The sequence below is a fragment of the Agrococcus citreus genome (genome assembly GCF_039527715.1).
In the GTDB taxonomy this organism is placed as follows: domain Bacteria; phylum Actinomycetota; class Actinomycetes; order Actinomycetales; family Microbacteriaceae; genus Agrococcus; species Agrococcus citreus.
Genome location: NZ_BAAAKK010000001.1, coordinates 84221 through 106282, shown reverse-complemented (window position 1 = coordinate 106282; position 22062 = coordinate 84221). Strand labels below are relative to the sequence as shown.

Below are 22062 nucleotides of genomic sequence, written 5' to 3'. Positions count from 1 at the left end.
GCGAGGCGCCGCACGAGCCGGTTCACGGCGCACCGCCGAAGGCCGAGACCGGCTGCGAGGCGCGAGCGGAGACGGGGATGCCGAGACCGACGTCGAGCGCGAGGAACGGCGGCGCGAGCGGGAGCGGCACCGTCGCGTCGACCTGCACCGTGACGGTGCCGCGCGCGGTGTCGCACCCGGCAGGGTCGGGTGAGCACGTGATCGCGACACCGACCGCATCCGGCGGCAGCGCGGCGTCGACGATCGCCACCCGCAGCGCGCGGTCGGCCGCGGCGAGCCCCGCCTCGTGGCTCTCGGCCTGCGCGATCGAGCGCGCAGCATGGCGCGCGGCGCCCTCGATGCCGAGCACGGCGTGCTGGAGCTGCCCGAGCGCGAGCGCGAGGTAGACGAGCGGCACGAGCAGCACGACCCCGACGGCGAGGAACTCGACCGAGGCGGACCCTGCGTCGTCCCGCCAGCGGGAGCGACCGCGCGCGCGCTCGCCAGGTGACGGCTCAGCCGAGCGATTCGAGCGGGGCATGCCCCGTCACCTCCAGCGCCACCGGACCGAGGAGGCCGAGGAGCGGCAGCGGCGCGGCGACGCGGATCTCGATGGTCTCGAGTCCCGCGACCGTCGCGGTCGTCGCGGAGACGCCCTGCGCGTAGGCGGGACCGATCGACGCCGTGATGAGCTCGCGCGTGCGCGCTATGCCGGCCGCCGCATCCGCCCCGACGAGCGACGCGTGGCGCGCGCCCTCCGCGGCCGCGTCGGCGAGGGTGGCGCGCACGTGCAGGCCGAGCGAGAGCTGGATCACCGACAGCACGAGCGCGACGAGCAGGCCCGCGACCATCGCGAACTCCGCCACCGCCGAGCCGCGCTCGTCGGCGGCGCGCATCAGAAGCTCGTGACGCGCGCGATCGCCTGCTCGAACACGCCGGCGAGCGCGGGACCGGCGACGGTCCAGAGCACGATGACGAGGCCCGCGGTCATGAGCGTGACGAGCACCCAGCCGGGCACATCCCCTCGCTCCTCGTCTCGCAGGCGCCCGGCGACGCGCGCGAACCGGTTGCTGATCGTCGACATGATCTCCTCCTTCAGAATCCGACCTGCAGCACGTGGATGCCCGGCCAGAGCGCGAACGCCACCGTCGTCGGCAGCAGTCCGAACACGAGGGGCACGAGCATCGAGATCTCCTTGCGCCCCGCGGCTTCGAGCAGGTCGCGCTTCGCGGCGTCGCGCGCGTCGATCGCCTGCGCCTGCAGCGTCTGCGCGAGCGGGGTGCCGCGCTCGAGCGCTCCGCGCATCTGGTCGACACTGCGGGTCACAGCCGGGTGCTCCAGCTCGTCGGCGAGCGTCGCGAGCGCGCTCGACAGGCTCGTGCCCGCGGCGGCGTCGGCGACGACTCCGGCGAGCTCCCGGCCGAGCGCGCTCGAGCCAGCCGCGCCGACGCGACGCAGCGCATCCTGCAGCCCCTCCCCCGCGGCGAGGCTGAGCGAGAGGAACTCGAGGATCGACGGGAGCTCGCTCGAGATGCGGGCGAGGCGTCGGCGCGCGCGGCGCTGCAGCAGCCAGTCGACGCCGATCGCGCCGGTCGCGGCACCGAGCGCGGCGAGCGCGGCGGGCAGCGTCGGGGGGCCGCCCTGCACGGCGCCCGCGACGCCGAGCGCCGCGCCGGCGGTGGCACCGAGCACGCCCCATCGCAGCTGCCTGCCGCGAATGTCGGCGATCGTCTCGGTCGACGCGGCTTGGCGCAGGCGACGACGGATGGCTGCGGGTGCGCCGAGCACCGCGTGCACCACGGGCGCGAGCCGGTCGCCGACCGGCGACGCGACGACGCCCAGCACGCGCGTCGGGTTGACGCGTCGGCGCGCAACGAGATCGCGCGCGCCGGCCGAGACGTCGAGCACGTAGGGCGCGACGCGGTGCAGCAGCAAGGGCCTGCGCAGGATGGGCACGAGGCTCACGAGCATCCAGAGCCCCAGCCCGAGGCTCGCGCCCAGGATGAGGCTCCAGCCGGTCTCGGCGGTCACGCGAACCACCGCGCCTCGGTCGGCAGCGCGCCGATGCGCAGCATCACCCGGTAGGCGACGAAGGTCACGACCGCGCCGCCGGCGATGAGCAGCAGGCCGCCGGGCGCGTTGTACGCCTGCGCCGCCTCCGGCCGTGCCGAGAGGATGAGCAGCACGATCCACGGCGCCGCGACGCCGAGCCTCGCGGCGCTCACGACCCAGCTCTGGCGCGCCTCGAGCTCGCCGCGCGTCGCGAGATCGGCGCGCAGGTAGGCGGCGAGCTCGCGCAGCACGGTCGTCACCTCGGTGCCGCCCACGTCGCGCGCCATGCGCAGCGTCTCGACCAGGCGGTCGCCGACCGGATCGGCAAGGCGGGCCTTGAGACGATCGAGCGCGTACGCGAATGAGCCGGTGGCGCGATGGTCGGCCGCGTAGGCGGCGAACGCCGCCCGAGTGATGTCGGGACCGGCGCGCTCGAGCTGGGCCACGGCATCCGGCAGCGCGAGGCCGCTCCGCACCGCGGAGACGAGGTGGTCGACGACGTCGGGCCAGACGGCGGCCTGCGCGCGGCGACGACGCTGGGCCCGCCAGCGCACCGCGAGCGCCGGTGCCGCCGCCCCCGCGACGAGCGCGGCGCCGGCGACCGCCACGACCGGCACGAGCGCGAGCGCGACACCCGCCGCGAGCACGCCCGCGAGCAGCGACACCGCGACGAGGGCGAGCGGCGGCACGCCCTCGAGGCCCGCCTGGGTCAAGCGGTCGAGCATCCGTCGGGGACGCCCGGATGCGACCGCCACCGATGCGCGCGGCCACAGCCACGGGCTGACTCCCAGGACGAGACCGAGGCCCAGTGCGGTGCCGAGCAGCCAGGTCATGACGAGCCCCTGCGCAGGAGCGCCACTGGGTCGAGCCCGACGGCGGCGAACTTCGAGGTTCGGGCGGGGTGCGAGCCGGTCGGCTCGAGGAGCCCGTCGCGCAGCGCGAAGAGCGTGGAGGCCTCGATGATCCCGGCGGTCGTCGAGCCCGTCGGCGCGAGGATCTCGACGACGCTGCGGTTGCCCCGCGCGTCGATCGCGAGGTGCACGACGAGGTCGATGCACTGCGCCACCGTCGGCACGACGAAGCCGGCGTCGATGTTGCGCCCCGCGAGCAGCGGCAGCGTCGTGAGCTTCGCGAGCGCGTCGCGCGCGGAGTTCGCGTGGATCGAGCACATGCCGCTCACCCCGCAGTTGAGGGCGACGAGCAGGTCGAGCGCCTCGGCCTCGCGCACCTCGCCGACGACGAGCCGGTCGGGGCGCATCCGCAGGCTCTCCTTCACGAGCCGGCGGAGCGAGATCTCCCCGGTGCCCTCGAGGGAGGGCTGGCGGCACTGCAGCCCCACGATGTCGTCGACGGGCGGGTCGAGCTCGAAGGTCTCCTCGACCGTCACCACGCGCTCGCCCGGTCGCACGGCGGCGAGGAGGGCGTTCAGGAGGGTCGTCTTGCCCGCGTGCGTCGGCCCCGAGACGAGGATGTTGCAGCCGGCGACGACCGAGTGCCGCAGGAACTGCGCGGCCTGCTGGCTCAGCGCGCCGCGGTCGACGAGCGCGGCGAGCGACGAGAGGCGCCGCGCGAACTTGCGGATGTTGATGCTCATCGCGCCGCGCGCGACGTCTCCGGATGCCACGTGCAGCCGGGAGCCGTCGGGCAAGGATGCGTCGACGAACGGCGTGGAGAGGTCGACGCGCCTGCCCGTCGTCGACAGCATCCGCTCGACGAGGTCGCGCACCTCGACCTCGGTGAGCTGCAGCGGCACGGGCTCGCTCACGCCGGCGCGGGCGCAGAAGACGCGCGAGCCCTGGTTGATCCAGAGCTCCTCGACCTCCGGGTCGTCGAGGTAGGGCTGCAGCGGGCCGTAGCCGCTCACCGCCGCGAGCACCTCGCGCTCGGCCTGCCGCTCGTCGGCCAGCATCGGCACGCTGCCGCCGAGCGACCGCTCGGCGTAGGAGCGCACCGCGTCGCGCACGTAGCGCTCGGCGAGATCGCCCGATCGCGCGAGATCGATGCCGTCGCGCCGCACCCTCGCCCGCACCGATGCGGTGATGTCGGCGACGGCCTGGCCCATGCGAGCCAGTGAAGCCGAACGGCCGAGCGGCCCGCGGAAGTTGTCCACAGCGACGGGCAGGACTCGCGGCCGCCTAGGCTTCCCCCATGCCGTCCGTCCCGAGCGCGAGCGCCCACGCCGCGGTCGTCTACAACCCGTTCAAGGTGCCCCTCGACCGCATCCGGCTCGCCGTCGAGGCGCAGGAGGCGCAGCACGGGTGGCCGCGGTCGACCTGGCACGCGACGAGCGGCACCGACGACGGGCAGCAGGCGGCGGAGGACGCGCTCGCGACCGGGCCCGCCGTCGTGCTCGTCGCGGGCGGCGACGGCACCGTGCGGATCGTCGCCGAGGCGCTGCAGGGCTCCGACACCCCCATGGCGCTGCTGCCCTTCGGCACCGGCAACCTGCTCGCCCGCAACTTGGGGCTGCCGCTCGGCGACCTCGACGCATCCGTCGCCGCAGCGTTCGGCGGCGCGACGCGCGCGATCGACGTCGCGATCGCCGAGCTCGAGGACGAGGACGGCACACACCGCCGCCACGCCTTCCTCGTCATGGCGGGCATCGGGCTCGACGCGGCGATGGCCGAGCACACGAACGCGCTCGCGAAGCGCCACCTCGGCTGGGTCGCGTACGTGCCGCCGATCGCGCGGTCGATCACCGCGAACCGGCTGCTGCAGCTGCGCTACCGCATCGACGGCGCGCCCGCGCGCTCCGAGCGCGCACACACCCTCATCGTCGGCAACTGCGGCACCCTCACCGGCAGCATGCTGCTGCTGCCCGCGGCGGCGGTCGACGACGGGCTGCTCGACGTCGTCATGCTGCGGCCGAAGAACCGCGCCGGCTGGGCGGGCATCGGCACCCGGCTCACGATGCAGCAGATCGCGCACCACTCGGGGTTCGGCCGTCGCATGCTCGCGCTCACGCCCGAGGTGCACGCGCTCGCCTACGCCCAAGGCCGGCAGTTCGACGTGCGCTTCGAGACGCCGCACGACGTGCAGCTCGACGGCGACGGGTTCGGTGCGATCGTCGCCGCGCGGATCACCGTCGTCCCGGGCTCGCTGCACGTCGCCGTCGCCCCGCCCGCCGGCTGACGCCGCGTACGATCGGCCCTGACGACGGGAGACCGCCATGGAGCCGGATCGACGCACCGCTGCGCTGGCGTGGGGCGAGGTGTCGTACCTCGAGTGGCGCCCGGCGCCCGCGACGCCAGCATCCGCGACTCCAGCATCCGCGAATCCGGCATCCGCGACTCCGGCATCCACCGTGCTGCTCCTCCACGGCGGCGGGCTCGACTCTGCGTGGCTCTCGTGGGGCAGCGTCGGCGGCGAGCTCGCGGGGGCTGGATACCGAGTGATCGCGCCCGACCACCCCGGCTACGGGCACACCCCGAAGGCGCCGTGGAGGGCATCGCAGGAGCACCTGCTCGGCTACCTCGACGAGCTCGTCCGCGTGCTCGAGCTCGACCGGTTCGCCCTCGGCGGCCTGTCGATGGGCGCCGGCCTCGCGCTCGGGCACGTGCTCGCGCATCCATCGCGCGTCTCGGCGCTGATGCTGCTCGGCGCCTACGGGCTCTCCCCCGTGCTGCTGGAGGGGCGATGGTCGACGGCGGCGCAGCTCGCGAGCTGGGCCGCGACGCGCACCGGCATGCTCGAGGGCATCTCGCGCGCGACCGCCAGGAACCGCGCCCTGCTCGAGCGCAGCCTGCGGCCTGTGCTGCGCAACCCCGAGCAGCGCACGCCCGCTCTCGTCGACGCCGTCATGGAGGAGGCGCGCCGGGGCTCCGGCATCGTCGCGTTCGGCGAGTTCCAGCGCGATCAGGTCGGCCTTCGGCGCCAGACGACCGACTACAGCGCTCGCCTCGCGACCATCACCACCCCGACCCTCTTCGTGCACGGCGAGCGCGACACGGGCGTCCCCGCCGCCATCGCCCGCCGGGCGGCGGCGACGATGCCCGGGGCGCGCATCGTCGTGGTGCCGGATGCGGGGCACTGGGTGCAGCGCGACCGTCCCGAGATCGTCGTGCCGGCGATGCTCGGCTTCCTCGACGGGCTCGCGTGAGGCAGAGGGATCGGGGGCTGCGTGCGGCAGCCTCGCCGCCTACGATCCCGCCATGGCGGTGCAGACGACCTTCCCCATCCTCTCGACCCGCGATCCCGAGCGGCTCGAGGCGTTCTACGTCGCCGCGCTCGACGCCGGCGCGACGAGCGTCGCCGAGCCCGAGCTCATGCCGTGGGGCGAGCGCGTCGCGCAGGTGCGCGACCCGTCGGGCTTCGTGCTCTACCTCGGCGCCGAGGCGGCCTGAGCGGGCTGAGCCCTGGGCTCAGCGCTGAGCCGACTCAGCCTTGGCCGACTCAGCCCTCGGCCCAGCGCAGCACGCACAGCGCCTTGAGGGTGATCCAGCGGTTCGGCTCCCCCACCGGGCCGTAGTCGTTCACTGCGTCGCCGCCATGCACGACGTCGAGCGCCCAGGTGCCGGCGTCGCGGCGCTTCGAGCGCACGAGGTCGAGCGCCTCGGCCATGCGGTCGTCGACCTCGGCGCCGACGCTGCGGAAGTGCTCGAGCGCGCGCAGCACGTCGTACTCGTGCCGCGGCGGGAAGGCGAGCTGCGTGTAGGTGGGCTTCGGGATCTCGCCGGTGGACCTCCGCCGCATGAGCCGCCGCTCGAGCAGGTACGCCTCGCCGCTCAGCCGCGCCTCGCGCACCCTGGGGTCGTCGTGCTCGCGCTCGAACGCGGCGAGCGCCTCGAGCACGCCGATGGTCGTGTCGAACGACGAGCGCACCGAGCCGTGCTCCTGCTCGCAGTTCCAGCCGCCGTCTTCCATGCGCTCGCCGAGCAGCCGCTCGACGACGGCGTCGACGGGCACGCCGAAGTAGAGGGCGTTCGTGACGAGCGCCGCGTTGATGCACGGCTCGACCTCCCCCTCGAAGAACGGCTCGTCGTCGTACTCCCACCGCGTGACGCGCGCGACGTCGGCGATCGCGGCCCGCACCGACGCATCCGCCGGGTCGACGCCGAGCAGCCGCAGCTCGGTGAGCACGTGCGCGGTGGAGGTCCAGGGCTGGCCCGGGCGCGTCGGCTCGGTCTTCGGGAAGTGCGCGCCGCCGGCCCACTGCCCGTCGTCGCCGCGTGCGGCGAGCAGCCGCGCGCCCCAGCCCTCGCGCGCGACGCGGGCGCGCTCCGCGGCGACCTCCGCGGGATCGGCATCGAGCAGGTCGCGCAGCACCTGCCAGCGGATCGCGGGATCGCCACCGAGCAGCCAGTCGATCGTGTCCATGCGGGCATCCTGCACCGACGCGCCCCCGTGCGACAGCGGTCAGCGCGAGAGGAACTCGAGCAGCGCCGCGTTGAACTCCTCGGCGTGGCTGACGTTGAGGCCGTGCGGCGCGCCCTCGACGACGTGCAGCTCGCTGCCCTCGATCGCCGCGTGGGTGCGCGCGCCCGAGCCCTCGAACGGCACGGTCTGGTCGCCGTCGCCGTGGATCACGAGCGTCGGCACCGAGATCGCGCCCAGGTCGTCGCGGAAGTCGGTCGTCGCCCACGCATCCATCGCCGCGAGCGCCGCCGCCTGCGACGACTGCAGGGCGAGCGCGAGCGCCTGCTGGCGCTGCTCCTCGGTCACCTGCAGGCCCTCGGCGGTCGAGAAGAAGCCGGTCGTGAACTCGTCGAGGAACCCCTCGCGGTCGGCCTCGAGCCCATCGCGCATCTGCTGCCGCGCCTCGTCGGTGAGCGGCCCGTCGGGGTTGTCGTCCGAATGCAGCAGGAACGGCGGCACGGCGGCCGCGAAGACGACCGAGCGCAGCCGGTCCTGGCCGTAGGCCGAGACGTAGCGCGCCACCTCTCCGCCGCCCATCGAGAAGCCGACGAGCGCGACGTCGCGCAGGTCGAGCTCGGTCAGCACGTCGTCGAGATCGGCGGCGAGCGTGTCGTAGTCGTAGCCCGAGTCGGGCTTCTCGCTGCGGCCGAAGCCGCGCCGGTCGTACGTGACCACCCGGTGGCCGGCGGCGGCGAGCGCCTCCGCCTGCTCGTCCCACGACTCGGCCGAGAGCGGCCAGCCGTGGATGAGCACGACCGGGCGGCCGTCGCCGCCGGAGTCGTCGATGTGGAGTCGGATGTCGGGCATGGTGCCTCCTTCGTCGATGCGGCCTGTGCGCCTAGCGGTACTCGGGGTTCTGGAAGCCGAAGCGGTCGCCGCGCTCCCAGGCGTTGCGGTCGTTGCCCTCGGAGGGGATGCCGCCCTGCAGCATGCGCGCGAGGTGCAGCAGGTTCCAGGTCATGATCGTCACGTTGCGCTTCGTGAACTCGTTGTCGAAGCCCGCGCGCGAGCCGTCGTCGAGCTCATCGCCGTACGAGGGGCCGGGGCCCGCCTCGCCCACCCAGCCGGCGTCGGCCTGCGGCGGGATCGTGTAGCCGATGTGCTGCAGCGCGTAGAGCCCCTCGCGGGCGACGTGCTTCATGCCGTCCTCGTTGCCGCCGACGAGCATGCCCGCGACCTTGCCGTAGGGCAGTGACTGGCCGTGCTGGTTGAGCTCGCTCGACTCGCTGTAGAGGCGCTCGACCACGCGGCGGAAGACGCTCGAGGCGTCGCCGAGCCAGATGGGCGTCGCGAGCACGAGGATGTCGGCCTGCTGCACGCGTTCCCAGAGCGCCGGCCACGCGTCGACGCTCGCGCCGTGCTCGGTCATGTCGGGCTGGACGCCCGGTGCGAGCTCGTGATCGACGGCGCGCACGACCTCGATCTCCACGCCTTGCTTGCGCAGGATGTCGGCGCTCGCCTCGATCAGCAGGTCGGTGTGGCTGTCATCGGGCGAGGGCGTGAGCGTGCAGTTGATGTACATGGCTCGGATGGCGGTCATGCTCCTCACAGTGGCACGCGCCCCTGGGAGCGCAACAGGATCCGCCCGCCTCATGGCTCACTCCTAGGTGGGCAGCCCGTCGCGCGCCTCGATGAGCGCCGCGAGCCGCGCCGCGAAGCGGGCCGGCGCATCCGCGTCGCGCTGCAGGAACCCCTCGCCCGTCTTCGCGCCCAGGTCGCCGCGCTCGGCGCGCTCCCGCAGCATCGCCGGCGCCGCGGATGCGTCTCCGAGCGTCGGGAAGATGCCGTCCGTGACGCTCTGCCACACGTCGAGCCCGCCGAGGTCCATGATCTCGAAGGGGCCTGCGAGCGCCCAGCGCGGCCCGAGGCCCGCGGTGACGGTGGCGTCGACCTGCGCGGGCGTCGCGATGCCCCGCTCGACGAGGTGCATCGCCTCGCGGTAGAGCGCCGCCTGCAGCCGGTTGGCGATGAAGCCCTCGACCTGCTGCGCGAGCGGCACTGCCGTCTTGCCCGCGGCGGTCAGCAGCGCGACCATCCGCTCGACGGTCGCCGCGGGCGTCGCGGGCCCGGGCACGACCTCGACGAGCGGCACCGTGTCTGCGGGGTTGAAGAAGTGGGCGATCACGAGCCGCGACGGGTCGCGCATGCCGGCGGCGAGCGCATCGGGCGCGATCGACGACGTGTTCGACGCGATCACCGCTTCGGCGTTCGCGGCCTCGACCTGCGCGAGCAGGGCGTGCTTCAGCTCGAGCCGCTCGGGCGCCGCCTCGAGCACGATCGTGGCGCCCGCGACGGCCTCCTCGACGCTCGCGTGCGCGGATGCGCCGGCCGACTCCGCGGCGCGCGCCGCGGCCGCCGAGTCGACGTCGAACACGCGCACCTCGTGCCCCGCCCGGCCGAAGACCCTGGCGATGCCGGCGCCCATGACGCCCGCCCCGAGGACGGCGATGATCTCGTGCACGGATGCTCCTTCGCTCGCCTCTGACGATGCCACAGCGGGGAGCGCCCGGCGATCGGCACCGCTGATCGGCAGCCTCAGCCGTCCAGCCGGCCGCCGAGCCCCGTGCCGGCGATGAGCCGGTCGGGCACGAGCGGCAGGAACGGCAGCGCGAGCCGGTAGCGCCAGTCGCTCACGACCGCGCGGCGCCGCTTCCGGAGGGCGCGCAGGCCGTCTCGCACGACCGACGACGCATCCGCCCACCCCGCTCGCGGCACGACGTCGGGTGACACGCCCATCCGGTCGTGGAACTCGGTGACGACGAAGCCGGGCAGCAGTGCCGTCACGCTCACGCCGTCGCGGGCGTAGCGCGCGTGCAGCGAGCGCGAGAGCGCCACGACCTGCGCCTTCGCGGCCGAGTACGAGCCGCTCGGCAGGCGGCCGGCGAGGCTCGCCACGTTGAGGATGCCGCCCCTCCCCCGCGCTCGCATGCCCGGCAGGACCGCGTGCGAGAGCCGCAGCGGCACCCACGACAGCAGCTCGTGCATGCGTCGCTCGTCGTCGATGGCGGATGCGTGGAACGCCTCGGCGACGGCGAAGCCGGCGTTGTTGACGAGCACGTCGACGGGTCGCGCGTCGGCGGCGAGCCGCGCCGCGACCCGCTCGAGGTCGACCGCGTCGAGCAGGTCGGCGGGCAGCACCTCGACCTCGATGCCGCTCGCGGCCGCGAGCTCGTCGGCGAGCGCGCGCAGCCGCGACTCGTCGCGCGCGACGAGCACGAGGGCGAAGCCGTCGGCCGAGAGCTGCCGCGCGAACTCCGCGCCGAGGCCCGCGGATGCCCCGGTCACGAGCGCGCGCATCTCCATGGCCCAACCTTGGCAGACCGTGCGCGTCGCGTGGGCGGCCGCCGGTACGCTGAACATTCCACGCGGGAGTGGTGGAATTGGCAGACACGCAGGATTTAGGTTCCTGTGCCCTCGTGGCGTAGGGGTTCAAGTCCCCTCTCCCGCACCTGCGACGGACCCAATCGCGAAGGAGCGTCCCCGTGCACGCCCTGCCTGCCGAGTTCCTCATCGACATCGAGGGGCTCATCTCCGGCGCCGGCGTCTGGGCGCTGCTGCTCGTCTGCGCGATCGTCTTCGTCGAGACCGGGCTGCTCGTCGGCTTCCTGCTCCCCGGCGACACGCTGCTCGTGATCGCGGGCGTGCTCTCGTACACGGGCGTCATCCCGCAGCCCATCTGGCTCGTCTGCCTGTGCATCGCCGCGTGCGCGGTCGCGGGCGACCAGCTCGGCTACTTCATCGGCTACAAGGCCGGTCCACCGATCTTCCAGCGCAAGTCGTCCGGCCTCTTCTCGCACCGCACGATCGAGCGCACGAACCGCTTCTTCCTCCGCTACGGTGCGGCCGCGGTCATCATCGCGCGCTTCATCGGCATCGTCCGCACCTTCATGCCCGTCGCGGCGGGCGTCGGGCGCATGCCGTGGCCGCTGTTCCTCCGCCTCGACATCCTCGGCGGGCTGCTGTGGGGCGCGGGGCTGCCGCTCGTCGGCTGGGGCGTCGCGCACATCCCGGGGGTCGCCGAGGTGGTCACCGAGTACATCGACCTCGTGCTGCTGGGCGTCGTCGCGATCGCGATCATCTTCATCATCGTGCACGCGATCCAGTCGCGCCGCGAGGTCGAGCGCGAGATCCGGGACGGCACTGCGACCGGCCAGGTGCAGACGCTCGACCTGTCCGGCACGAGCGAGCCGGGCATCGAGCGCTAGCCGGCTACGCGGCGAGCCAGATCGCGAGCGCGACCTCCGGCCCCAGATCGATCGTGCCGGCGTGCGTCCGCACCTCGATCGACCCCGAGTAGGGCTTCTGCCCGAGCACCGTCAGCCGCGCGTCGAGCGCGACGCCCGCGTCGGCGAGGAACCGCAGCATCGCGGGATCGGCGTCCGAGATGCGGACGACCGCGCCCTCGTGGCCGACCGGCGCATCGGCCAGCACCACCGCATCCGGCCGCTCCACCGAGCCGTCGGCGGCCGGGATGACGTCGCCGTGGGGGTCGCGCGTCGGATCGCCGAGCGAGCGCGCGATCGAGTCGAGCAGCCGATCGCTCAGCGCGTGCTCGAGCACCTCGGCCTCGTCGTGCACCTCGTCCCAGTCGTAGCCGTGCCGCTCGACGAGCCACGTCTCGACGATGCGATGCCTCCGCACCTGCCGCACCGCGAGCGCGCGACCCGCTTCGGTCAGCTCGATCGCGCTGTAGGGGCGGTGGTGCACGAGGCCCGCGGCGGCGAGCTTCTTCACCATCTCGGTCACGGTCGAGTTCGCGAGCCCGAGTCGGCCGGCGAGCTGCGACGGCGTGATGGGGTCGGGCTGCCACTCGGTGTGGTGGTAGATCGCCTTGACGTAGTCCTCAGCGGCTGTCGACTGCATGACGCCTCGCTCTCGTCGATCGACCCCTGGCCCACCGGTTGACGAGCCCCCGGCGGGGCCCGAAGAGCAACGCTAGCCCGAATGCGAGACCCTGGGTCAGCACGACCGCACCGCCCGGGGAGATGTCGAGCCAGAATGCCGCGATGAGGCCGCCGAGCGACGCGACGACGGTGACGCCGACCGACCACGCGAGCAGCGCATCCCACCGGCCGACGATGAGCGACGCGGTCGCTCCCGGGATGACGAGCATCGCGACGACGAGGATGATGCCGACCGCCTGCAGCGCGGTGACGACGGTGAGCGCGAGCGCGCCGAGCAGCACGGCGTGCAGGATGCGCGGCCGCAGCCCGATCGCGTGGGCGTGACCGGGGTCGAACGCCACGAGCGTGAGGTCGCGGCGCAGCACGACGAGCGTGATGCAGACGATCGCGCCGACGATGAGCACCTGCGCGATGTCGGCGTCGCTCACGCCGAGCACGTTGCCGAAGAGGATGTGCTGCAGGTCGGTGTCGGCGGGCGTCACCGAGACGATCACGAGGCCGAGCGCGAACAGGGTGGTGAAGACGACGCCGATCGCAGCATCCGCCTTGATCCGTGTCGCCGCCCGGACGCCGCCGATGAGCGCGACGGCACCGATGCCGAAGACCGCGGCGCCGAGCGCGAACGGCAGCCCCAGGATGTAGGCGAGCGCGACGCCGGGCAGCACGGCGTGCGAGACCGCGTCGCCCATGAGCGACCAGCCCATCTGCACGAGCCACGTCGACAGCAGCGCGCACGCGACCGACGCGACGAGGGTGACGAGCATCGCTCGCGTCATGAAGTCGTACGAGAACGGCGCGAGGAGCGCGTCGACGAGGTTCGCGTCCACCCTCACGCCTCCTCTCGGGTCGAGCCCGCGCCGAACGCCTCGGCGATGCGCTCCGGCGTGAGCACGACATCGGGCGGGCCGTGGTGCAGCAGCCTGCCGCGCAGCAGCAGCGCCGTGTCGACGAGCTCGGCCACGCCCGAGAGGTCGTGGTGCACGATCACCACGGTGCGACCGCGGTCGCGCAGGCTGCGGAGCACCTCGACGATGCGCGCCTCGCTCGTGCGGTCGACGCCCGCGAACGGCTCGTCGAGCAGCAGCAGCTCGGCGTCCTGCGCGATCGCGCGCGCGACGAACGCGCGCTTGCGCTGGCCGCCGGAGAGCTCGCCGATCGGGCGGTCGGCGAGGTCGTCGATGCGCAGCAGGTCGAGCGCCTCGTCGACCGCCTCCCGGTCGGCCGCGCCCGGGATGCGCAGCAGGCCCATCCGCCCGTACCTGCCGGTCGTGACGACGTCGCGCACCGTGATGGGGAAGTCCCAGTCGACCGACTCCGCTTGCGGCACCGACGCGACGAGGCCCGCGCGTCGCGCCTGCTTGGGCGAGCGGCCGAGGATGCGCACGGTGCCCTCGTGCGGCACGCGCTCGAGCACTGCGGCGAGCATCGACGACTTGCCCGAGCCGTTGACGCCGACGAGCCCCGTGATCTCGCCCGCGCGGATGCGCACGGTCACGTCGGCGAGCGCCCGCACCTCGCCGTAGCGCACGCCGAGCCCCTCGGTGACGATCGCGTCGTCCGGTGCGGCCCCGCTCATCCGCCGAGCCCCTCGAGGATCGCGTCGATGTCGTGCTCGAGGAGCGCGAGGTAGCTGGGGGCCGGGCCATCGGGCGCCGAGAGCGAGTCGACGTGCAGGCTGCCGTCGAAGCGCACGCCGGCGTTCCGCGCGATCTGCTGCTGCGTGCCCGGATGCGTCGTCGACTCGCAGAAGACGGTCGGCACACCGGTCGCCTCGACGACCGCGGCGACCTCGGCGATCGACTGCGGGGTGCCCTGGCCGCCCGCGTTCACTGGCCACAGGCTCGCCTCGGCGAGGCCCGCGTCGCGCGCGAGGTAGCTGAAGGCGCCCTCGCACGAGACGAGCACGCGGTGCGCTGCCGGCAGCGCCGCGACGCCCTCCCGCAGCCGCTCGCCGAGCCCCTCGAGCTGGGCTGTGACCGCTGCGGCCCGGTCGTCGATCGCGGCGCGCTCGGCGGGCATGAGGTCGCCCATCGCGACGCGCAGCGCCTCGACGTAGCGGGCGCCCTCCGCGGGCGACACCCACGCGTGGGCGTTCGGGTTGCCCGCGTAGTGGCCCGTCTCGATCGGGATGGGCTCGACGACCTCGCTCAGCACGACGTGCGGCGCATCCGCCCGCTCGACGAGGGTCAGCAGCCAGTCGTCGATGCCCATGCCGTTCGTCACCACGAGGTCTGCCCCCTCCGTGCGCACGAGGTCGCCGGGCGTCGGCTCGTAGTCGTGCACCTCCACGCCCGGCCGCGTGAGCGACTCGACCCGTGCGGCGTCGCCCGCCACCTCGCGCGCCAGGTCGGCGATCACGGTGAAGGTGGCGACCAGGAGGGGCCGGTCGTCGTCGGCCAGCGTCGGCGCCGCGGCACCGGGTGTGGCGCAACCGGTCAGCGCCGCGAGCGCGCACGCGGTCGCGGCGGCGATAGTTCGCCACCCCGCATCCGGTGCTTTCGGCATGCCGAAATCATGCCACAGCGGCGTGCCCATCGGCAGCCGGACCTGTTCCGCGAAGCGGAGCGGGCTGCTGTCAGGGTCAGGCGCGCTGGATGCGTGCCGCGAGCGCCTCGAAGGCGAGCCGGCGGTGGCTGCGCGCGTCCTTCTCGTCGGCGCTCAGCTCCGCTGCGGCCCGGCCGTCGGCGTCGGCGGGGAGGAAGATCGGGTCGTAGCCGAACCCGCCCTCGCCGCGCGGCGCATCCGCCACCGTGCCGACCCACTCGCCGCGCTCGACGAGCTCGCCATCGGCGTCGACCCACGCGGCGGCGCACACGAAGCGCGCGGTGCGGTCGGTCTGCCCAGCGAGGTTCGCGAGCAGCAGCTCGAGGTTGTCCTGCGCATCGCGAGTGCCGGCGTAGCGCGCCGAGTGGATGCCGGGGGCGCCGCCGAGCGCATCGACCGAGATGCCCGAGTCGTCGGCGAGCGCCGGCAGGCCCGTGCGCTCGTGGGCGGCGCGCGCCTTGATGAGCGCGTTCGCCTCGAAGGTGTCGCCGTCCTCGACGGGCTCCGGACCGTCGTCCGGCACGAGCTCGACGCCCGGCAGCAGCGGCCCGAGGATGCGCTGCAGCTCCTCGACCTTGTGCGGGTTGTGCGTCGCGACGACGACCTGCAGACCTCCGCCGATGAGCTCGAGCCCGGTCGATCCCGTGATGCTCACGCGAGCGCCTCGCGCTGCAGCTCGGTGAGCCGAGCGGTGCCCGCGAGCGCGAGGTCGAGCATCGCATCGAGCTCCGCGCGATCGAAGGGTGCGGCCTCCGCCGTGCCCTGCACCTCGACGAGCAGTCCGCGACCGGTGGCGACGACGTTCATGTCGGTGTCGGCGCGCACGTCCTCGACGTAGGCGAGGTCGAGCATCGGCACGCCGTCGACGATGCCGACCGAGACCGCCGCGACCGAGTCGAGCAGCGGCTTGGCGCTCTTCGGCACCCGGCCCTGGCCCTGCGCCCAGGAGATCGCCTCGGCGAGCGCGACGTACGCGCCCGTGATCGCGGCCGTGCGGGTGCCGCCGTCGGCCTGCAGCACGTCGCAGTCGACGGTGATCGAGAGCTCGCCGAGCGCGCGCATGTCGATGCCGGCGCGCAGGCTGCGGCCGATGAGCCGCGAGATCTCGTGCGTGCGGCCGCCGACGCGCCCCTTCACGCTCTCGCGGTCCATCCGCTCGTTCGTCGAGCGCGGCAGCATCGCGTACTCCGCCGTCACCCAGCCCTTGCCCTTGCCCGACATCCAGCGCGGCACGGTCGGCATGACGGATGCGGTGCACAGCACCTTCGTGGCGCCGAACGTGATGAGCGCGCTGCCCTCGGCCTGGCGGCTCCAGCCTCGCTCGATCGTGACCTCGCGCAGGTCGTCGAGCTGCCTGCCGTCCTTGCGGACGACGGTCGTCGCTTCAGCCACTTCTGGCCTCCTTCAATCGGTGCGGCCGGGGAGCTGGATGACCCCGGTCTGGTGGAACTCCACGTGCGTGACCTCGGGTCCGAGGAACCGGCGCGCGAGTCGCAGGAAGGGCTCCTGCGCCTCGGTCGTCGCCTCGAACTCGTAGGTGGGTGTCGCCCCCGGCTCGGCCAGCAGCTGCCGGTCGCTCAGGATGCGGTAGACGTCGGCCGCCGTCTCCTCGGCGCTCGAGACGAGCCGCACGTCGGGGCCGGCGACGTAGCCGATCGCGCCGGCGAGCAGCGGATAGTGGGTGCAGCCGAGCACGAGCGTGTCGAGCCGCTCGGCGAGCAGCGGCTCGAGGTACTCGTGGGCGGCCGCGAGCACCTCGTCGCCCGTCGTGACGCCCGACTCGACGAACTCGACGAAGCGGGGCGCGGCGCCGGCGGCGACGTGCGGCACGCCCGCCTCGGCGAACGCGCGCTGGTAGGCGCCGGAGCCGATCGTGCCGGCCGTGCCGATCACGCCGATCCGGCCTGACCGGCTCTGCCGCACGGCGGCGCGCACGGCCGGGTCGATGACCTCGACGACCGGGATGCCCATGCCCTGCTCGTAGCGCTCGCGAGCGATGTCGAGGGTGGCCGCCGACGCGGTGTTGCACGCGATGACGAGCATCTTCACGCCTTGCGCGACGAGCGTGTCGAGCACGTCGAGCGCGAGGTGGCGGACCTCTGCCTGGGCGCGGGGGCCGTACGGGCCGTTCGCGGTGTCGCCGATGTAGGTGATCGACTCGGCCGGCAGCTGGTCGATGATGGCCCGCGCCACCGTGAGTCCGCCGACGCCGCTGTCGAAGACTCCGATCGGGCGCTGCACGTCGGCAAGCCTAGCCGCGCGCGGTGCGGGCGCCGTCCGGACGCCGTCGGGCTGCCTGTACCTCGATGTCAGTGGTGCGCGGTATCGTCGGCACCCCGGCGATCGGGAGGGGTTCGCGTGATCGAGTTCGCATCCGTGCGCAAGGAGTATCCCGACGGCACGGTCGCGGTCGAGGACTTCAGCCTGACCATCCCGTCGCACTCGGTGGTGGTGCTCGTCGGCTCCTCCGGCTGCGGCAAGACGACGCTGCTGCGCATGATCAACCGCATGGTCGAGCCGACCTCGGGCACGGTCAGCATCGACGGCGTCGACGTGCGCTCGATGGACCCGGTGCAGCTGCGCCGGTCGATCGGCTACGTGCTGCAGGCGGGAGGGCTGCTCCCCCACCGCACGATCGCCGACAACGTCGCGACCGTCCCCGTGCTCGAGGGCCGCAGCCGCAGGCAGGCGCGCCAGGATGCGCTGGGCCTGCTCGAGCGCGTCGGCCTCGACACGGCGCTCGCCGACCGCTACCCCGCGCAGCTCTCCGGCGGCCAGCAGCAGCGCGTCGGCGTCGCCCGCGCGCTCGCCGCCGACCCCAACATCCTGCTCATGGACGAGCCGTTCGGCGCCGTCGACCCGATCGTGCGCGATCAGCTGCAGAGCGAGATGCGCTCCCTGCAGGCCGAGCTCGGCAAGACGATCGTGTTCGTTACGCACGACATCGACGAGGCGTTCGCGCTCGGCGACGAGGTGCTCGTGCTGCGCAAGGGCGCCGAGGTCGCGCAGCGCGGCTCGCCCGCCGAGATCCTCTCGAACCCCGCCGACGAGTTCGTCGCGAGCTTCGTGGGAGCGGGCAGCGCGCGCCGCACCCTGCGCATCCGGGAGGTGGACGGCCGCAGGGTCGTCGTCGACGGCGACGATCGCCCCACCGGCGTGCTGGCGGGCTGAGGGCTCCGATCGTGAACTGGCTGAGCCAGAACCTCCACATCGTCGGCGCGCTGCTCGTCGACCACCTCGTGCTGTCGATCGTGCCGATCGTGCTGAGCCTCGTGATCTCCGTGCCGCTCGGCTGGCTCGCGGCCCGGTACCGGCGCGCGCGCAGCTCGCTGCTCACGGGCACGGGACTGCTGTACGCGATCCCGTCGCTGCCGCTGTTCATCATCGTCGCGCCGCTCATCGGCGTCCCGGTGCGCTCGCCGATCACGATCATCGTCGGGCTGACCCTCTACGGCTGCGCCCTGCTCGTGCGCGGCGCCGCCGACGCGTTCGGCTCCGTGCCGCGCGAGACGAAGCTCGCCGCCGATGCGATGGGCCACTCGGCGTGGGCGCGGTTCTGGCGCGTGGAGCTGCCGCTCGCGGGGCCGGTCCTGCTCTCGTCGCTGCGCGTGGTGGTCGTCTCCACCGTGAGCCTCGTGACCGTCGGTGCGGTGGTGGGCGCGTCGAGCCTCGGCACCCTCTTCACCGACGGGTTCCAGCGCGGCATCGAGGCATCCATCCTCACCGGGCTCGTGCTCACCGTCGTCGTCGCGTACGCGCTCGACGCGCTGTGCGTGGCCGCTGGCCGGCTCACGATGCCGTGGCGCAGGGCGGTGGCGGCATGAACCTCTTCGCGGAGGCGATCGCCTACCTCCTCGACCTCGCCAACTGGACCGGTGGCAGCGGCCTCGGGCTGCGGGTCCTCGAGCACCTGGCGTTCTCGGGCGGGGTGCTGCTCGTCGCGGCGGCGATCGGCGTGCCGGCGGGCGTGCTCATCGGGCACACGGGCCGCGGCCGGGGGCTCGTGATCGCGCTCACGAGCGGAGCGCGATCGGTGCCGACGCTCGGTCTCCTGACGATCTTCGGGCTGCTGCTCGGGATCGGGCTCGAGGCGCCGTTCCTCGCGCTCGTCGTGCTCGCGCTGCCGCCCGTGCTCGCCGGCGCGTACGCGGGCGTCGAGGCCGTCGATCGGCAGGTGGTCGGCGGCGCGCGCGCGATCGGCATGACCGAGCGACAGATCCTGGCCGGCGTCGAGCTGCCGCTCGCGAGCCCCGTGCTCATCGGCGGCCTGCGCTCCGCGGCCCTGCAGGTGATCTCCACCGCGACGCTCGCGGCCTACGTCTCCGACACCGGGCTCGGCCGCCCCATCTTCCAGGGGCTCAAGACGCGCGACTACGACATCATGCTCGCCGGCTCCATCCTCGTCGCGCTCCTCGCCCTCGTCGTCGAGCTGCTCTTCCAGGCCGCCCAATCCGCGGCGGCCCGCCGCGCCGAACCATCCGATACCCCGCGCAGCGCTCGCGCTCGCGACCCAGAGAGGATCCACGCATGACCATCTCCATCCGCAGGGCGGGCATCACGCTCGCCGCCATCGGCGCGACCGGCGCGCTGCTCGTCGGCTGCTCGAGCGCCGACCCGCTCGCCGAGGGCGAGACCGCGGCCCCCACAGGCAGCGGCGACGCCACGACGCTCGTCGTCGGGTCGCAGGACTACTACTCGAACGAGATCATCGCCGAGCTCTACGCGCAGGCGCTCGAGGGCGCCGGCTACACGATCGATCGCCAGCTGCGCATCGGGCAGCGCGAGGTCTACCTGCCCGAGATCGAGGCCGGCACGATCGACCTCTTCCCCGAGTACACCGGTCCGCTGCTGCAGGTCTGGGCCGACGCTCCCGAGGAGCGCCAGAGCGACGAGGTCTTCGCCGCGCTCACCGAGGCCGCTCCCGAGGGCATCACGATCCTCGACCAGGCCCCGGCCACCGACCAGGACTCCTACGTCGTGACGCGCGAGTTCGCCGAGGCGAACGACCTGACGACCGTCGCCGATCTCGCGAACGTCGAGACGCCGCTCACGATGGGCGCCAACTCCGAGGCCGAGAGCCGTCCGAACGGGCCGCAGGGCCTCGCCGACGTCTACGGCATCGAGGTCGGCTTCACGCCCATCGAGGACGGCGGAGGCCCGCTCACGATCCGCGCGCTGCAGGACGGCGACATCCAGCTCGCCATCGTCTACACCGCCGACCCGACGATCGCCGAGAACGACCTCGTCGTGCTCGAGGACACCGAGGGCCTCTTCCTGGCGTCGAACGTCGTGCCGGTCGCGAGCGACCGCGTCGACGAGGAGGCGCAGTCGGTCGTCAACGAGGTGAGCGCCGCGCTCACCTCCGACGAGCTCATCGAGCTCAACCGCCGCAGCACGGTCGAGCAGTCGCCGGCCGCCGACATCGCGTCGGCGTGGCTCGAGGAGCAGGGGCTCGTCGGCTGATCAGTCCTTGAGCATGCGGTGCATCGCGATGTGCCCCCACGTGGGCCCCGTCGACACCTGCTCGTCGAGGTGACGGAACCCGCGCCGCTCGTAGAACCGGGCGGCGCGGGCGTTCCCGTCGATGAGCCAGAGGTAATGGGGACGCTCGTCGACCACGGCCTCGAACAGCACGGCGCCGAGGCCGGAGCCGTGGAGGTCGGCATGCACGTACAGGCGCGCGAGCTCTCGATCCGCGGGCGCCGGCACGAAGCCGAGCTCGATCTCCCACGGCGCCGGCGCGGTCTCCGCCGACGCGACGCCGACGATCCGGTCGCCGAGCCACGCGATGCGCCGCTGCGCGTCCCCGGGCTCGGCGAACGCCGCCGTGAGCCCGCGGATGTCGGCCTGCGCGAGCCCGTCCTCGCGGAACGCATCGGGCAGCAGCCCCGCGTAGGTGCGCAGCTGCTCCTCGACGAGGAAGAGCGCCCACGCGGGCGCGTCGGCCGGCGTCGGCTCGCGGAGCTCGACGCCCTCGGGCAGCGGTCTGGGGGATGCGCGCACCGCGCCACGCTACCGGCCCACGGCGGCGCTCCACGACCGGGTCGTAGGCTTGCGCCCGTGACCGACACCGCGCTCATGACCGACCGCTACGAGCTGACGATGATCGATGCCGCGATGCGCTCCGGCACCGCGTTCCGGCCATCCGTCTTCGAGGTCTTCGCCCGCCGGCTGCCCGGCGCCCGCCGCTATGGCGTCGTCGCGGGCACCGGCAGGTTCCTCGAGCGGCTCGCGGAGTTCCGCTTCGGCGACGACGAGCTGCGCTTCCTCCGCGACGGCCACGTCGTCTCCCCCGAGCTGCTCGACTGGCTCGCCGACTACCGCTTCTCGGGCGACATCCGCGGCTACGCCGAGGGCGAGCTGTACTTCCCCGGCTCCCCCATCCTCGTCATCGAGGGCTCGTTCGCCGAGGCCGTCGTGCTCGAGACGCTCGCGCTCTCGGTGCTGAACTACGACTCGGCCGTCGCCAACGCCGCGACGCGCATGACCCGCGCGGCGAAGGGCCGCCCGCTCGCCGAGATGGGCTCGCGCCGCGCCAACGAGGAGGCCGCTGTCGCGGCCGCTCGAGCGGCGTACATCGCCGGCTTCGGCGCCACGTCGAACCTCGCCGCCGGCGCGCGCTGGGGCATCCCCACCATGGGCACGGCCGCGCACTCCTTCACGCTGCTGCACGACTCCGAGGCCGCCGCGTTCCAGGCGCAGATCGACGTGCTCGGCGTCGGCACGACGCTGCTCGTCGACACGTACGACATCGAGCAGGGCATCCGCACGGCCATCGAGGTCGCGGGCACGGGGCTCGGCGGCATCCGCCTCGACTCGGGCGACCTCGACGAGGTGGCGACCGAGGCGAGGGCGCTGCTCGACTCGCTCGGCGCCAAGGAGACGCGCATCACCGTCACGAGCGACCTCGACGAGTACGCGATCGCGGCGCTCCAGGCGAGCCCGGTGGATGCGTACGGCGTCGGCACGAGCGTCGTCACCGGCTCGGGCGCGCCCGCCGCCGGCATGGTCTACAAGCTCGTGGCCCGGCAGGGCGACGACGGCGAGTGGGTCGGCGTCGCGAAGCACTCCGAGGACAAGGCCTCGAAGCCCGGCGAGAAGGTCGCGGTGCGCACGCTCGAGGACGGCGTCGCCGTCGCCGAGACCGTGCTCGTCACCGACCACCGGCCGACGCTCGACGCCGCGGCAGCGGACGGGCGCGCGCTGCAGGTGCCGCTCGTCGTCGCCG

General features: G+C 73.7%; 28 protein-coding genes and 1 tRNA gene. 10 read left to right on the top strand and 19 right to left on the bottom strand.

Translation table 11 applies throughout. The annotated features are described in order from the left end of the window. Positions 1-22: 22 nt before the first annotated feature. From ABD106_RS00530 to ABD106_RS00505, 6 genes are read right to left on the bottom strand one after another with little or no spacing between them, the layout of a single operon-like run. Positions 23-520, bottom strand: a complete 498-nt coding sequence (locus ABD106_RS00530; protein WP_343916266.1) for a hypothetical protein — start codon at positions 518-520, stop codon at positions 23-25. Further along, on the bottom strand, positions 495-875 hold the full coding sequence (locus ABD106_RS00525; RefSeq protein WP_343916264.1) for a TadE/TadG family type IV pilus assembly protein: 381 nt from the start codon (positions 873-875) through the stop codon (positions 495-497). Before ABD106_RS00525 ends, ABD106_RS00530 begins: the two co-directional genes overlap by 26 nt. Further along, positions 875-1063 carry a hypothetical protein gene (locus ABD106_RS00520; RefSeq protein ID WP_343916262.1) on the bottom strand — a complete coding sequence of 63 codons (189 nt, stop codon included), beginning with the start codon at positions 1061-1063 and terminating at the stop codon, positions 875-877. The genes ABD106_RS00525 and ABD106_RS00520 overlap by 1 nt, the downstream gene beginning before the upstream one ends. 11 nt (positions 1064-1074) lie before the next feature. After that, positions 1075-2010 (bottom strand): type II secretion system F family protein, encoded by a 936-nt coding sequence (locus ABD106_RS00515; RefSeq protein ID WP_343916260.1) that lies wholly within the window; start codon positions 2008-2010, stop codon positions 1075-1077. Then, positions 2007-2864, bottom strand: a complete 858-nt coding sequence (locus tag ABD106_RS00510; RefSeq protein WP_343916258.1) for a type II secretion system F family protein — start codon at positions 2862-2864, stop codon at positions 2007-2009. The genes ABD106_RS00515 and ABD106_RS00510 overlap by 4 nt, the downstream gene beginning before the upstream one ends. Next, complete coding sequence (locus ABD106_RS00505; RefSeq protein ID WP_343916256.1) at positions 2861-4093, bottom strand: TadA family conjugal transfer-associated ATPase; 1233 nt, start codon at positions 4091-4093, stop codon at positions 2861-2863. Before ABD106_RS00505 ends, ABD106_RS00510 begins: the two co-directional genes overlap by 4 nt. Before the next feature lie 86 nt (positions 4094-4179). Here ABD106_RS00505 and ABD106_RS00500 point away from each other — a divergent pair, with 86 nt between their 5' ends. The 3 genes from ABD106_RS00500 to ABD106_RS00490 are packed head-to-tail and all read left to right on the top strand — an operon-like array spanning position 4180 to position 6374. Next, positions 4180-5163 (top strand): diacylglycerol/lipid kinase family protein, encoded by a 984-nt coding sequence (locus tag ABD106_RS00500; protein ID WP_343916254.1) that lies wholly within the window; start codon positions 4180-4182, stop codon positions 5161-5163. A 37-nt stretch (positions 5164-5200) separates the two neighbouring features. After that, entirely contained in the window at positions 5201-6130 is a 930-nt protein-coding gene (locus tag ABD106_RS00495; protein WP_343916252.1) for an alpha/beta fold hydrolase, read from the top strand. 52 nt (positions 6131-6182) lie between these two features. Next, a complete protein-coding gene (locus ABD106_RS00490; RefSeq protein ID WP_343916250.1) occupies positions 6183-6374 on the top strand; it encodes a VOC family protein in 192 nt (63 codons plus the stop codon). Between the two features lie 49 nt (positions 6375-6423). Here ABD106_RS00490 and ABD106_RS00485 read toward each other — a convergent pair whose 3' ends face one another. The 5 genes from ABD106_RS00485 to ABD106_RS00465 all read right to left on the bottom strand — a co-directional run bounded on the left by ABD106_RS00485 (position 6424) and on the right by ABD106_RS00465 (position 10689). Beyond that, positions 6424-7347, bottom strand: coding sequence for a hypothetical protein (locus tag ABD106_RS00485; protein WP_343916248.1), 924 nt, complete (start codon positions 7345-7347; stop codon positions 6424-6426). A 39-nt stretch (positions 7348-7386) separates the two neighbouring features. Next, positions 7387-8193: an alpha/beta fold hydrolase gene (locus tag ABD106_RS00480; protein ID WP_343916246.1), complete on the bottom strand. Its 807-nt coding sequence runs from the start codon at positions 8191-8193 to the stop codon at positions 7387-7389. A gap of 31 nt (positions 8194-8224) precedes the next feature. Next, positions 8225-8926 carry a flavodoxin family protein gene (locus tag ABD106_RS00475; RefSeq protein ID WP_343916244.1) on the bottom strand — a complete coding sequence of 234 codons (702 nt, stop codon included), beginning with the start codon at positions 8924-8926 and terminating at the stop codon, positions 8225-8227. Between the two features lie 63 nt (positions 8927-8989). Then, positions 8990-9847, bottom strand: a complete 858-nt coding sequence (locus ABD106_RS00470; RefSeq protein ID WP_343916242.1) for a 3-hydroxyacyl-CoA dehydrogenase family protein — start codon at positions 9845-9847, stop codon at positions 8990-8992. A gap of 74 nt (positions 9848-9921) precedes the next feature. Next, positions 9922-10689: an SDR family NAD(P)-dependent oxidoreductase gene (locus ABD106_RS00465; protein WP_343916240.1), complete on the bottom strand. Its 768-nt coding sequence runs from the start codon at positions 10687-10689 to the stop codon at positions 9922-9924. A gap of 62 nt (positions 10690-10751) precedes the next feature. Here ABD106_RS00465 and ABD106_RS00460 point away from each other — a divergent pair. Further along, positions 10752-10834: transfer RNA gene (locus tag ABD106_RS00460), tRNA-Leu, on the top strand. Positions 10835-10868: 34 nt separating this feature from the next. Continuing rightward, positions 10869-11591: a DedA family protein gene (locus ABD106_RS00455; RefSeq protein WP_343916238.1), complete on the top strand. Its 723-nt coding sequence runs from the start codon at positions 10869-10871 to the stop codon at positions 11589-11591. Between the two features lie 4 nt (positions 11592-11595). On the opposite strand, the gene ABD106_RS00450 is transcribed toward ABD106_RS00455, so the two are convergent. The 7 genes from ABD106_RS00450 to murI form a co-directional block, all read right to left on the bottom strand. Continuing rightward, entirely contained in the window at positions 11596-12249 is a 654-nt protein-coding gene (locus ABD106_RS00450; protein ID WP_343916236.1) for a metal-dependent transcriptional regulator, read from the bottom strand. Continuing rightward, positions 12230-13066 carry a metal ABC transporter permease gene (locus ABD106_RS00445; RefSeq protein WP_343917824.1) on the bottom strand — a complete coding sequence of 279 codons (837 nt, stop codon included), beginning with the start codon at positions 13064-13066 and terminating at the stop codon, positions 12230-12232. The genes ABD106_RS00450 and ABD106_RS00445 overlap by 20 nt, the downstream gene beginning before the upstream one ends. A 53-nt stretch (positions 13067-13119) precedes the next feature. After that, positions 13120-13866 (bottom strand): metal ABC transporter ATP-binding protein, encoded by a 747-nt coding sequence (locus ABD106_RS00440; protein WP_343916234.1) that lies wholly within the window; start codon positions 13864-13866, stop codon positions 13120-13122. Further along, a complete protein-coding gene (locus ABD106_RS00435) occupies positions 13863-14795 on the bottom strand; it encodes a metal ABC transporter solute-binding protein, Zn/Mn family (protein WP_343916232.1) in 933 nt (310 codons plus the stop codon). The genes ABD106_RS00440 and ABD106_RS00435 overlap by 4 nt, the downstream gene beginning before the upstream one ends. A 76-nt stretch (positions 14796-14871) precedes the next feature. Further along, the gene (rdgB, locus tag ABD106_RS00430; RefSeq protein ID WP_343916230.1) at positions 14872-15489 is read right to left on the bottom strand and encodes an RdgB/HAM1 family non-canonical purine NTP pyrophosphatase; all 618 of its coding nucleotides are present in this window, start codon (positions 15487-15489) and stop codon (positions 14872-14874) included. After that, the gene (gene rph, locus ABD106_RS00425; protein WP_343916228.1) at positions 15486-16226 is read right to left on the bottom strand and encodes a ribonuclease PH; all 741 of its coding nucleotides are present in this window, start codon (positions 16224-16226) and stop codon (positions 15486-15488) included. The genes rdgB and rph overlap by 4 nt, the downstream gene beginning before the upstream one ends. Positions 16227-16238: 12 nt before the next feature. Next, a complete protein-coding gene (gene murI, locus ABD106_RS00420; RefSeq protein ID WP_343916226.1) occupies positions 16239-17075 on the bottom strand; it encodes a glutamate racemase in 837 nt (278 codons plus the stop codon). Positions 17076-17192: 117 nt separating this feature from the next. Here murI and ABD106_RS00415 point away from each other — a divergent pair, with 117 nt between their 5' ends. The 4 genes from ABD106_RS00415 to ABD106_RS00400 are packed head-to-tail and all read left to right on the top strand — an operon-like array spanning position 17193 to position 20297. After that, positions 17193-18005 (top strand): ABC transporter ATP-binding protein, encoded by an 813-nt coding sequence (locus tag ABD106_RS00415; RefSeq protein WP_343916225.1) that lies wholly within the window; start codon positions 17193-17195, stop codon positions 18003-18005. 11 nt (positions 18006-18016) lie between these two features. Next, positions 18017-18658, top strand: coding sequence for an ABC transporter permease (locus tag ABD106_RS00410; protein ID WP_343916224.1), 642 nt, complete (start codon positions 18017-18019; stop codon positions 18656-18658). After that, on the top strand, positions 18634-19365 hold the full coding sequence (locus ABD106_RS00405; protein WP_343916223.1) for an ABC transporter permease: 732 nt from the start codon (positions 18634-18636) through the stop codon (positions 19363-19365). Before ABD106_RS00410 ends, ABD106_RS00405 begins: the two co-directional genes overlap by 25 nt. Next, positions 19362-20297 (top strand): ABC transporter substrate-binding protein, encoded by a 936-nt coding sequence (locus ABD106_RS00400; protein ID WP_343916221.1) that lies wholly within the window; start codon positions 19362-19364, stop codon positions 20295-20297. Before ABD106_RS00405 ends, ABD106_RS00400 begins: the two co-directional genes overlap by 4 nt. On the opposite strand, the gene ABD106_RS00395 is transcribed toward ABD106_RS00400, so the two are convergent. Beyond that, a complete protein-coding gene (locus ABD106_RS00395) occupies positions 20298-20837 on the bottom strand; it encodes a GNAT family N-acetyltransferase (RefSeq protein ID WP_343916219.1) in 540 nt (179 codons plus the stop codon). Positions 20838-20912: 75 nt separating this feature from the next. Here ABD106_RS00395 and ABD106_RS00390 point away from each other — a divergent pair. Then, on the top strand, positions 20913-22062 hold a 1150-nt coding region (locus ABD106_RS00390), incomplete at its 3' end, for a nicotinate phosphoribosyltransferase (protein ID WP_343917822.1).